The sequence below is a fragment of the Thalassotalea hakodatensis genome, assembly GCF_030295995.1.
Taxonomy (GTDB): Bacteria; Pseudomonadota; Gammaproteobacteria; order Enterobacterales; family Alteromonadaceae; genus Thalassotalea_C; species Thalassotalea_C hakodatensis.
This window is the reverse complement of record NZ_AP027365.1, coordinates 1,997,966-2,009,178: the sequence shown is the minus strand read 5'-3', so window position 1 is coordinate 2,009,178 and position 11,213 is coordinate 1,997,966. Positions and strand designations below refer to the sequence as shown.

At 37.2% G+C, this 11,213-nt stretch carries 11 protein-coding genes; 2 read left to right on the top strand and 9 right to left on the bottom strand.

What is annotated here, in order from left to right:
* The first annotated feature begins 627 nt into the window (after positions 1 to 627).
* Positions 628 to 849 carry a DUF1653 domain-containing protein gene (locus tag QUE72_RS08780; RefSeq protein WP_074500096.1) on the top strand — a complete coding sequence of 74 codons (222 nt, stop codon included), beginning with the start codon at positions 628 to 630 and terminating at the stop codon, positions 847 to 849.
* Between the two features lie 90 nt (positions 850 to 939).
* Here QUE72_RS08780 and QUE72_RS08775 read toward each other — a convergent pair whose 3' ends face one another.
* Complete coding sequence (locus tag QUE72_RS08775; protein ID WP_074500093.1) at positions 940 to 1,209, bottom strand: acylphosphatase; 270 nt, start codon at positions 1,207 to 1,209, stop codon at positions 940 to 942.
* A 102-nt stretch (positions 1,210 to 1,311) separates the two neighbouring features.
* Here QUE72_RS08775 and QUE72_RS08770 point away from each other — a divergent pair, with 102 nt between their 5' ends.
* Complete coding sequence (locus QUE72_RS08770) at positions 1,312 to 2,502, top strand: class I SAM-dependent methyltransferase (RefSeq protein WP_286272802.1); 1,191 nt, start codon at positions 1,312 to 1,314, stop codon at positions 2,500 to 2,502.
* Between the two features lie 59 nt (positions 2,503 to 2,561).
* Here QUE72_RS08770 and QUE72_RS08765 read toward each other — a convergent pair whose 3' ends face one another.
* From QUE72_RS08765 to QUE72_RS08730, 8 genes are all read right to left on the bottom strand, one after another.
* Positions 2,562 to 2,864 carry a PilZ domain-containing protein gene (locus tag QUE72_RS08765; RefSeq protein ID WP_074500089.1) on the bottom strand — a complete coding sequence of 101 codons (303 nt, stop codon included), beginning with the start codon at positions 2,862 to 2,864 and terminating at the stop codon, positions 2,562 to 2,564.
* A 283-nt stretch (positions 2,865 to 3,147) separates the two neighbouring features.
* Positions 3,148 to 7,044, bottom strand: a complete 3,897-nt coding sequence (gene hrpA / locus QUE72_RS08760) for an ATP-dependent RNA helicase HrpA (protein WP_407704974.1) — start codon at positions 7,042 to 7,044, stop codon at positions 3,148 to 3,150.
* 315 nt (positions 7,045 to 7,359) lie between these two features.
* A complete protein-coding gene (locus QUE72_RS08755) occupies positions 7,360 to 7,770 on the bottom strand; it encodes a CBS domain-containing protein (RefSeq protein WP_074500086.1) in 411 nt (136 codons plus the stop codon).
* Positions 7,771 to 7,850: 80 nt separating this feature from the next.
* Positions 7,851 to 8,627: a hypothetical protein gene (locus tag QUE72_RS08750; RefSeq protein ID WP_286272801.1), complete on the bottom strand. Its 777-nt coding sequence runs from the start codon at positions 8,625 to 8,627 to the stop codon at positions 7,851 to 7,853.
* Positions 8,628 to 8,630: 3 nt separating this feature from the next.
* Complete coding sequence (locus tag QUE72_RS08745) at positions 8,631 to 9,107, bottom strand: CreA family protein (RefSeq protein WP_286272799.1); 477 nt, start codon at positions 9,105 to 9,107, stop codon at positions 8,631 to 8,633.
* Positions 9,100 to 10,140, bottom strand: a complete 1,041-nt coding sequence (locus QUE72_RS08740; RefSeq protein ID WP_286272797.1) for an isoaspartyl peptidase/L-asparaginase family protein — start codon at positions 10,138 to 10,140, stop codon at positions 9,100 to 9,102. The genes QUE72_RS08745 and QUE72_RS08740 overlap by 8 nt, the downstream gene beginning before the upstream one ends.
* Before the next feature lie 135 nt (positions 10,141 to 10,275).
* On the bottom strand, positions 10,276 to 10,656 hold the full coding sequence (locus tag QUE72_RS08735; RefSeq protein WP_286272794.1) for a VOC family protein: 381 nt from the start codon (positions 10,654 to 10,656) through the stop codon (positions 10,276 to 10,278).
* Positions 10,653 to 11,213: a DUF3087 family protein gene (locus QUE72_RS08730; RefSeq protein ID WP_286272792.1), complete on the bottom strand. Its 561-nt coding sequence runs from the start codon at positions 11,211 to 11,213 to the stop codon at positions 10,653 to 10,655. Before QUE72_RS08730 ends, QUE72_RS08735 begins: the two co-directional genes overlap by 4 nt.

Here is an 11,213-nt window from a genome sequence, read left to right as displayed (position 1 = left end):
TCTGGCTCCCGCAACCAATTCTTTACTCAGTTTAAAATTAAAATAGACCTTAACCGATATGTACGACCTTAGGTCGTCAGTTCACTCTCTTCAAAAAAGTGGCTCCCGCAACCAATTCTTTCCTAAGTTTAGAATTAAAATAGACCTTAACCGATATGTACGACCTTAGGTCGTCAGTTCACTCTCTTCAAAAAAGTGGCTCCCGCAACCAATTCTTTCCTAAGTTTAGAATTAAAATAGACCTTAACCGATATGTACGACCTTAGGTCGTCAGTTCACTCTCTTCAAAAATAGTGGCTCCCGCAACCAATTCTTTCCTAAGTTTAGAATTAAAATAAAGCTTAAACGGGATGTACGACCTTAGGTCGTCAGTTCACTCTCTTCAAAAAAGTGGCTCCCGCAACCAATTCTTTACTAAGTTTAGAATTAAAATAAAGCTTAAACGGGATATACGACCTTAGGTCGCCAGTTCGCTATCTTCAAAAAATAAAGGCTTTCCTAAAGTAGCCAAATATATTTTTCAATTGGTATAAGCACTTTTAAAAGAATAGTTAATTTTAGTCGCCTCCTCTATTATGCACTGTTAAAATAAAGCTCTGTTTTATTCACACTTAAATAAGGCCTATGATGACTATTCCTATCGGTCGTTACCAACATTTTAAAGGGAACTATTATCAAGTTCTTCACATTGCAAAGCATAGTGAAACGGAAGAATTGCATGTGGTATATCAACCAGAATATGGTGAAAAAGGTATTTGGATAAGGCCATTATCAATGTTTGACGAAACCATAGAAAGAAATGGTGTAACAATGAAGCGTTTTCAATACATAGCAGCATCTACGAATTAACAGCGTTACATCTGTTGAGTGTTTACAATTAAAGTAATGGAGTAAACTGCTAATAACTGTGCTCCATTACTTTTGTTTATAAGATTTCTACTAACCTATCGAAAAATGATTATACTGCTGCCAAGGTACTTTTTTGGTCTTAACAGCAATTACTTTTGCTTGTGGCGGACCTGTATTTAACCAATCTAGCATTTTATCAACGTTTTCTTCTTCTCCACATAATAAAATCTCTACTTCGCCATCTGCCAAATTATGTGCATAACCGCTTAACCCATATTCTATTGCCATTTGTTGGCTCGACGCGCGAAAATAAACGCCCTGCACTAATCCGCTTACATGAGCAAGGTAACTTACATTCATAAATTCATCCCTCAATTATTGAAATTATAAATTCTTTAATTGCACCTTATACAATGATTGACTAAACTCGGCGCAATTTTTATCGCTATGGTTAAGTATAGAATGTCAGCAAGAATTTATTTAAAAGATGGACGAGAAAAATCATTAAAAAGAAAACACCCATGGATATTCTCTAAAGCGATAAACAAAATCAAAGGTAAACCCATGCTAGGCGATACTGTAGATATCCTTGATAACAAAGGAAAATGGTTAGCTAAGGGCGCATATTCACCAGAATCACAAATAAGTATTCGAGTATGGTCTTTTATTGAAAATGAAGATATTGATCAATCATTTTTTTACAAAAAAATTCAAGATGCGCTAACTAGGCGTCAATGGTTCATTAATCGCGATGGCCTAACAGGCTACCGATTAATTGCAGGCGAGTCAGATGGTTTACCAGGGATTACGATTGACAAGTACAATAATTTAATCGTTTGTCAGTTACTAAGTGCTGGCGCTGAATTCCAACGTTATACGTTAGTTAATGTGTTACAACAATTGTTTCCAGATTGTCATATTTATGAACGTTCAGATGTTGATGTACGTAAAAAAGAAGGCTTAGCACCAGTCACGGGTTGGTTAACAGAAGCGCAAGACTCTACCGCTACGATAATTGAAGAACACGGATTAAAAATTCATGTTGATGTTGCTAAAGGCCATAAAACTGGATTCTATCTAGATCAACGTGATGCGCGTGCACTTGCAGGAAAATACTCTTCAGGAAAAACAGTGCTTAATTGCTTTTCTTACACCGGAACATTTGCACTACACTGTGCGGCAAATAACGCTAAAGAAGTGACAAATGTTGATGTTTCCCAGCAAGCTCTTGATTTAGCAAAAGAGAATATAGCACTTAATGGTTTATCAGACTGCAAAGTAAATTATGTTAAAGAGGATGTATTCAAACTACTTCGTCAATATAAAAAAGAAAATACGAAATTTGATATGATCATTTTAGATCCGCCAAAATTCGTTGATTCTAAAGCACAGTTAACATCAGCTTGTCGCGGATATAAAGACATTAATATGATTGCAATGCAATTACTTAACCCCGGTGGCTTATTGTTAACCTTTTCATGCTCAGGACTGCTAGAGGTGGGGTTATTTCAAAAAGTTGTTGCTGATGCCGCCTTAGACGCAGGAAAAACTGTTCATTTTATCGAACGAACAATGCAAGCGGCAGATCACCCTATTGCCAGTAATTATCCAGAAGGCTATTACTTAAAAGGGTTAGTTTGCCAAGTAAGTTGAACTGCATTAAACGTATAAACGTCAAACTTATCGTTAGAGCATATTATACGTAATATGCTCTAATCAATTTCAGAGATATTAATACCAATTAAGTAGTTATCAGCGGACTCTTCCTCTACACGAACAACTTTACCACTAACATCTAAAGGCTGAACATTACTACCTGAAGATTCCATATTAACGCGTACGTCTGTATTAAGCTCGATTGGATGTGCCATTTCTATTGCCATCCCAGTTGCACTCAAATCTCGACATGTCGCTAAAATAGTACTGTTTGCTTCATCGTCGATAATAGTAACTGTTACATCACTATTTAGCATCATTCGATAGAAATCACGTTTATCATCGTAACTTACAACCATTATACTGCTCCACCAAATCTACATTTATGAGTTTGCTGCCTATCGCTCTTTTTAGACGGCCTGTTGATCTTGCGCATTTATTTTTGCAGCAGTTTACTAGTATTTAGACAAGGCATTGCGATTAATGTGCGGTTATTCCACAAGAAAAGCAATAACGACGTTTAAATGACAAATATGCTGCCCTTTGGGTCCAACAACATTTAATCTCGAAAGATCAGCAGCCCCGATCCTTTACTCTTTATACGCAAGCAAAAAAGCCATGTCAAATGACAAAATAGCGAGGTTATTTTAACAATTGATTAATGTGGCTTTTAATTCGCTTTGCAGATATAGGGTACGGCGTGCCTAAATTTTGAGCGAAAAGTGAAACCCGTAATTCTTCTATCATCCACCTAACGCCTTCTAATTGCTCAATGAGAGTAAGATCATGTTTATGTTTACTTAGGGCATCTTGATATAAAGCGTATATTTTTTCTATTTCGATTACTTTCAATCTATCTTGGTTTGGATCAATAGCAAGTTTTTCTAAACGACGCGCTAATGCTTTTAAATATCTTTCAATATCTGAGATCCGTTGATACCCTGTCGCTGTTACAAACCCTTTATAGACTAATGATCCAAGATGACTTTTAACATCTCCATGCGCTTGAATCATATTTAAAGGGACATTGCCCTTCAATTTTTTGTTGATCTCATGTGCTAAACTCAATACCCGCTCAACTTGAATAGCGAGTGCTAAAACCGAATCAGCTAGTTCTGCACGAACAAATTCTTTTACTTGTTCAAACGCTACTTTATCTCTCGGATAATCACCCTGTTGTTGGATCAACTGTTGACAAGACGCAATAATGCAGTCATTTAAAAGCTCTGAAATTGAACCAAAAGGATTAAAATATAAACCTAGCTTTGACTTATTTGGCAGCTTCTCTTGTAAATACTTAATGGGTGATGGAATATTCAATAATACCAATCTCGCTACACCAAAATGCATCGCTTTATCTGCTAAAGGTTTATGCTCAAAGAGTTCAATAGCAACGGTATTATTGTGATCCACTAATGCTGGATATGCCTTTATCGCTAAATTAGCAACTTTCTTTTCATAATGCTCTGGTATTGATTCAAAATCCCATGCCTTAATATCTGCTCGTTCAATGCCTTTATCTGCTACTTTCTTAATAGATGCTTTTACTTTCCCTTGTAAACGTTCTTGTAATGCAATGAGATTACGGCCTTGAGCAATAAGTTTATTTTTTTCACTGATGACTTTAAAATTCATTTGTAAATGAACAGGTAGTTCAACTTTCCCCCACGCATCTTCTGGAATACGAACACCTGTCATACGTAATAACTGCTTTTCCATTGCTTGCTGTAACGTAAGTTCGCTTGGTGAAAGTGCATCAAAACACGCCTGAGCATAATTAGGCGCAGGCACATAATTACGTCGAACACTTTTAGGTAATGCTTTAATAAGAGAGATGATAAGCTCATATCGCAACGCAGGTATTTGCCAATCAAAACCCTGATCGGTCACCTGATTTAATACCCCTATCGGAATATGTACACTAACCCCATCATCTTCATCACCAGGCTTAAAATGGTAACTTAGCGGTAAGGTAAAGTTTCCTTGCTGCCATACGTCTGGGTAATCCGCTTTTGACAGTTTTTCACTGTTTTCATTTAATAAAAAAGCTTTGGTAAAATCGAGTAATTTAGGCGTTTGTTGTTTTTGGTTTTTCCACCATGCTAGAAAGCTACGTTGACAAACCACCTGTTCAGGTAGCTTTTCATGATAAAATTGACAAAGTAACTCTTCATCTACGAGAAAGTCTTTACGCCGGGCTTTTTGTTCTAACTTTTCAATATCTTTAATTAAGTCTCTATTGCGCTGAAAGAATGGTTCCTGAATATTGGCGTCACCATTAACCAATGCCTCCCGAATAAAAATTTCTCGACAAGTACTTGGTTCAATTTTATTGAACACAACTTTACGTTTTGCAACTAACACTAAACCATAGAGTGTAACTTGTTCGTACGCCATCACAGCGCCTTGCTTACGCTCCCAATGTGGCTCGCTATAATTTCGTTTAACCAGATGTTCGGACAGACTTTCAACCCATGCAGGGTCAATTTTTGCAACAACTCGGGCAAAAAGTCTACTCGTTTCTACTAACTCCGTTGCCATTAACCACTTAGGTGTTTTCTTAGCTAAATTAGAACCAGGAAAAACATAAAATCGAGTGTTTCTCGCCCCTTTGTATTCTCGGTTTTCGTCCAGTTGACCTAAGTGACTTAGTAAGCCTGACAATATAGCTTGATGAATAAGATCTCCTGATGAGTCATTGTCCTTTGACCAACCAGTGGTTGTCAGAGCAATTTTTTGCTCTTTTAACGTCATCGTTAGTTGATGATAAATGTCTTGCCATTCTCTTATACGGATATATGAAAGATATTCTTTTTGGCAAAGTTTACGAAACTGATTGTTAGTGAGTAACTTTTGTTGTTCATTAATATATTGCCAAAGTAGTAAAAAGCTAAAAAAATCTGATTCTTTCACTTTAAAACGACTATGTTTTTCATCTGCTGCTTGCTGCTTTTCATGAGGTCGTTCTCGTGGATCTTGAATACTTAACGCACTGACAATAATAAATACCTCTTCAATACAGCCATATTGAATAGCCGTTAAAATCATTTTTGCTAAGCGAGGATCGACTGGAAATCTAGCAAGTTGTCGGCCGCTATTTGTCAGTTGTGTTTTACCATGCCTTACTTGAATAGCAGCGAGTTCTTCAAGTAACCTAACGCCATCTTTTACTGTTCGGCTATCAGGTGATTGAACAAATGGAAATTGATCAATATGGCCAAGATCTAACGCTAGCATTTGTAAAATAACGGTAGCGAGGTTAGTACGTAATATTTCAGGATCTGTGAATTCATCGCGATTAAGAAAATCATCTTCAGCATATAGCCGTATACAAACCCCTTCAGATACACGACCACAACGACCTGCTCGTTGGTTCGCGCTGGCTTGTGAAATTGGCTCGATTGGAAGTCGTTGCACTTTAGTTCGATAGCTATAGCGAGATATTCTCGCCGTACCTGGGTCAATAACATACTTAATTCCAGGCACCGTGAGCGATGTTTCCGCTACATTAGTTGCAAGTACAATATTTCTGCCGGTATGGCGCTGAAAGATTCGGTTTTGCTCTTGCACCGTTAAACGAGAATAAAGTGGCAAAATTTGGGTATGTGCTAAATGTTCTTTTTCTAAAGCGCTTGCTGTATCACGTATTTCTCGTTCACCGTTAAGAAAAATCAAAATATCACCTAATGGAAGTTCTGATAACTCTTCAACAGCTTGAATAATGCCAGTGATCACATCTGAACTTTCATTGTGCTCATTTAACGGCCGGTAACGCATTTCAACGGGAAATGTTCGTCCTGATACTTCGATGATTGGAACTGGCTTTTTGTTATCTTGTTGAAAATGCTTAGCGAATCTCTCAGGGTCAATCGTTGCAGAGGTAATAATAATTTTTAAATCAGGTCGTTTATTTAGAATTTGACGTAAGTAACCCAATAAAAAATCAATGTTAAGACTTCGCTCGTGTGCTTCGTCGATGATAATTGTATCGTATTGTCTTAATAAACGATCACGTTGCATTTCAGCTAACAAGATACCATCAGTCATTAGCTTGACGTAACTGTTATCACTGACTTGATCAGTAAAGCGTACTTTATAGCCAATAACATCACCTAAGGGTGTGTTTAACTCTTCAGCGATTCGCGTTGCTACAGTGCGAGCAGCAATTCTTCGCGGTTGTGTGTGGCCTATCATACCTTCAATTCCGCGCCCCAAAGCCATACAAATTTTTGGAATTTGAGTGGTTTTACCTGAGCCTGTTTCACCAGCAATAATTACCACTTGGTTTTCATCTATTGCTTTAGATATGCGTTCAACACTTTGTGATACTGGCAACCCTTCCGGGTAAGATATCGAAAGTTTACGATTAAGTTTATGTTGTTTTTTTGCAATTGAATTGTCAATTTGATCAGCTATTTGGCCAAGGACTTTTTGCTTTTTTCCCACATCCGATATTTTAGCAAGACCAGCTAATCGTTTTTTGAACAGACCAATATCGGCCCGTCTAACATCAGACAGTAATGCATTTAATTTTGCTATGGTAGGAGCATCGCCAGTGTTAATAGTTGTAGTTAATGTACTGTGTGAATTTTCGGAAGGCAAAATAGGCTCAAAACAACGTTTAAAACGCTTATTTTATCAATTATGTGTAGCAATACCAATACTAGAACACGTTGAACCTTTAACTTTGTTAATGTAGACAAGTATTGAGTTGAACTTATTGATCAGCATGTTGATTCGTTTTTAACGTGTTAGCCTGCTTTGTGAAGATCAATTACACAATAACCATGGAAGCTTTGTAAGTCATGAAACAATACAGAAAAACACACGCCGAAGCTCAACTCACCTATTTAGCTACTTAAACTTTATACGTAAGTGTTTATCCATCGCCATTAATACATCATTACGACAGATTGTTCCTAATAAATGACCATCGTCGTCAACTACTGGATACACCTTAGGTTTATTTCCTAACATTTTTTGTGCTAACTCAAGCACACTGTCATAAGGCTTTACTGATAACACTTCAGTACGCATAAGTTGTGCAACATCTGCAATATGTTCACTATAATAACTCGACTCCATCATTTTTCGCATTATGTCGCTTTCAGAAAGAAACCCTACTAAATGATTTTTATCATTAACAACTGGGCCACCTATTTGTTTTGTTTTCAAAAACCTAAGTGATGCTTCTTCTATAACCATGTCAGGTGTAAATGTGACAGGATAATAGTTCATATAGTCTTTAACTTGTAATGATTCCATGCATTTGCCTTTTTATTACTTTGCTATTATTGTCTGTTCTTTTTAAGCGTAGACCTAATCGGTAATAATTCCCAAGATTATCATGCGATTGTCAAAATATTTTTTTCAGAACTACTTTGAAGTAGTTGTACTTGTTTAAACATTTTTTTGTATGAAGACCGTAAATGTTTTTTCAAATGTGGGGTTACATTCTTATAGTGTTCATTTTTAAGCACACAAAATATAGCAAGGGCGTAAAGCATATCGTTTTCAGGTAACGCTACTTGACGATTTGCCCGAGGGTTATAACATGAACCACACCCCCCTTTAAATTGATAAGCTGTATTTGTAAACATAACACCAAAGCCCATCACACATGCTAATACATCAATTGCTTGCTGTATCATAGGCTTACCTCCAGGAGGTAACACTTTCGCAGATAACACCAAGACACTAGCAAATTGCTGAACGTAAGTGGCAATCATATCTTGCGGTTGATTAATTTGTGCTGCTAGATACCCAACTTCAATTAGGGATGATTCATCATTGGCTATTACCTTAGACTGCTCACCTCTTAAGGAACCGGTGATAGTTAAATGAGGTAATTGTTGTTGCGTTTTATATTGAAAAGGCTTCAACATAAAAGGCCAATTGGATAAGCCACAATAGCTTTTAGTATTTTCAAAAATTGTTCGCGCCATCTGTTCAACACTTGCAACTCTACCGGGGTAAAATTTATTCGTGGGTAATATAAGTTCGGTGTGATCCGTAAAGTATTGCTGTTCAAAAGTGCTTATTGCCCATTCAACACACGAAAATAACCATTGTTGAGTCTCTGAATCAATCAGTGGTTTACGGGAAAAAATGAAGTTAAACATACATTAATTATTCAATGTTCTACTTGGCAATGACCCAGCTTGCAATGCTTGGCTACCGAACAAAGGAACCGTCGAAATAGAATGGTGATGGCTGCCGCTAGATTCTTTGGTTGAGTACGATAAATATATTAACGTTTGGTTTTCTTCATCAAAAATACGACGTACTTTTAAACTTTTAAATAAAATACTTTTAGATTGTTTAAAGACAATTTCACCATTTTTAGAACGATCTATTTGCGCAATTTGCGCTGCAGTGATAACGCCGGTTTGACGGCAAGCAATGCTCATATCGGAGGGGTCTGCAAAATCTAAATCAGCTTCAACATGACTAATGTGGCAAGTAACGCCAGGTATTTTCGGGTCTTTTTTAGCTTCAATAACCACATCTTTCGTGGTAAATAAGCCTAAACTTACTTTACCAACATCATCAGAGCAGCCTGCTAATAAAAGCATTGGTATGCATAGGAATAGTTTATTCATTTCTAAAAATCGCTACGTTAGTTTCACCTGTAGAAGCACGACTTGCACGGTACATTCCTTCGGTATTGAATGGCATCGTAATATTGCCGTGTTTATCAATAACAATAACACCACCTGTTCCACCAGCCTTAACAAGCACTTTATTAATCACCGTATCGGCAGCTTGTTCTACTGAAATATTCTGATATTCCATTCTGGCACAAATATCTGCGGCAACGTGGTAGCGAATAAAATACTCACCATGGCCTGTGGCAGAAACCGCACAACTGTTATTATTGGCATAAGTACCAGCTCCAATAATAGGTGCGTCACCAATGCGTCCGAATCGTTTTGCAGTCATACCGCCAGTAGAAGTACCTGCAGCTAGGTTTCCGTTCTTATCTAACGCAACAGCGCCGACGGTGCCTACTTTATATTCTACATCTAATGTTTGGTGTGCCGCTTGATAATCTTTCAGTTCCTGTGCTTTTTGTTGTAATTTCTTTTTCGCACGTAGTAACGATTTATAACGTCTTTCAGTATTAAAGTATTGGTTCTCTACTAATGCTAGGTTTTCTTGTTTAGCAAAAGCTTCCGCTCCTTCGCCACTTAACATGACATGTACAGAGTTGTTCATAACAGATTGTGCTAACGCTATCGGACTTTTTACTGTTTTAACGCCGCTAACGGCACCAGCATTTAATGTTTTACCGTCCATAATTGAAGCGTCAAGCTCATGGTGTTCATCATAAGTATAAACCGCACCTTTACCGGCATTAAACAGCGGCGACTCTTCCATAATTTGAATAGCTGCGATAATGGCTTGCTCGCTAGAAGCACCCTTTTCAAGTAACGCGTAACCAGTATTGACTGCTTCAGTAAGCTTAGCATCATACTGTGCTCTGACTTTTGGGGTCATTTTCTTTTGGCTGATAGCGCCAGCACCACCGTGGATAGCAATAGCAAATTTCGCCTCTTCCTCGGCTTTTGATTGGGGAGTTAATGATAGGCAAATTGCCAATGTGGTTAAATTTAGTGTAGTAAAGATTCTCATAAGCTTATTATTATCATGTTGTTAGCAATACAAAAATAACTCGTATCGATTTAAAGGTTCAGATAACAATACAGCGAGTAGCAAAGATTTAAAAGAGGTAATCAACTTTACCTCTTTTATTTAAAGTTTACCCGCCTATTCTGGTTGGGCGAAATGAAAAGCGTTCAGTTTATTACCGTCTAAATCTCTAAAATAAGCCGCATAAAAACCATCAAATTCTCTTGGCCCTGGTGCTCCTTCACAGGTAGCACCCAATGCTATCGCTTTATTGTAAAGTGCATCAACTTGCTCATTTGAATTCATTTCTAAAGCCACCATCACACCATTACCAACAGTGGCAGCTTTTTCATCATGAGGTAAAGTTACACTTAAACCCGCTTTATCTGGCGCTGTTGCCCAAACAACAAACCGGTCGGTTTCCATAAAACGCCCTGCACCTATCACCGATAATAATTCATCGTAAAACGACACTGAGCGCGGTAGATCATTCGTACCTAAAGTTACATAACCAATCATTCTTCTTCTCCTTGAGTAATGTCTTTTAACATGTTTTCAGTAAATTGTTCTTTATCCAATTGCAACTGCTGCTGTTCTGCCTTTTCTTTCACTGCTTGATGTTTTTGATTCACAGACGACATCGTCAGTGTATTATCATCAAGTTGGTAAACTTGTTTTAAACTTTGATAATAAAAGTTGAGTATTATTAACGCTTGGTGATCACCATTTTCCATCGCCATGTTATTAATAATATTTAGTTTACGATAAATCTTGTTATGTAGTTGTTTTAACTGCCACACATAGTATACCTGATGAAAATAAGCTGTTTTTCTTAACCGATGCAGTAATGCAGCACATACTACTAGTGCACAGATAACACCGGCTAAGTTATAAGAAAAATTACTTGGTGCATCAGTATTATTAGCCATTTCAAAGTTAATGCTATTATCACTAAAGACACTAATAAAAAGTGAGCCGAACAATAACGATAACAATGTGAGGTTTAAAATAAAACTGATGATAATGCGATTTAAACGCTGGCGGTATAATGTTTTGTCAATATTTTGTAACTGCAT

What these genes read in the sequence shown, in the direction of transcription:
- QUE72_RS08750 (WP_286272801.1), bottom strand. Translation starts at nt 8,627, where the DNA reads ATGTTTAACTTCATTTTTTCCCGTAAACCACTGATTGATTCAGAGACT.
- QUE72_RS08765 (WP_074500089.1), bottom strand. Translation starts at nt 2,864, where the DNA reads ATGGTTGTAAGTTACGATGATAAACGTGATTTCTATCGAATGATGCTA.
- QUE72_RS08755 (WP_074500086.1), bottom strand. Translation starts at nt 7,770, where the DNA reads ATGGAATCATTACAAGTTAAAGACTATATGAACTATTATCCTGTCACA.
- QUE72_RS08740 (WP_286272797.1), bottom strand. Translation starts at nt 10,140, where the DNA reads ATGAGAATCTTTACTACACTAAATTTAACCACATTGGCAATTTGCCTA.
- QUE72_RS08730 (WP_286272792.1), bottom strand. Translation starts at nt 11,213, where the DNA reads ATGCAGTTACAAAATATTGACAAAACATTATACCGCCAGCGTTTAAAT.
- QUE72_RS08780 (WP_074500096.1), top strand. Translation starts at nt 628, where the DNA reads ATGACTATTCCTATCGGTCGTTACCAACATTTTAAAGGGAACTATTAT.
- QUE72_RS08770 (WP_286272802.1), top strand. Translation starts at nt 1,312, where the DNA reads ATGTCAGCAAGAATTTATTTAAAAGATGGACGAGAAAAATCATTAAAA.
- QUE72_RS08745 (WP_286272799.1), bottom strand. Translation starts at nt 9,107, where the DNA reads ATGAATAAACTATTCCTATGCATACCAATGCTTTTATTAGCAGGCTGC.
- QUE72_RS08775 (WP_074500093.1), bottom strand. Translation starts at nt 1,209, where the DNA reads ATGAATGTAAGTTACCTTGCTCATGTAAGCGGATTAGTGCAGGGCGTT.
- QUE72_RS08735 (WP_286272794.1), bottom strand. Translation starts at nt 10,656, where the DNA reads ATGATTGGTTATGTAACTTTAGGTACGAATGATCTACCGCGCTCAGTG.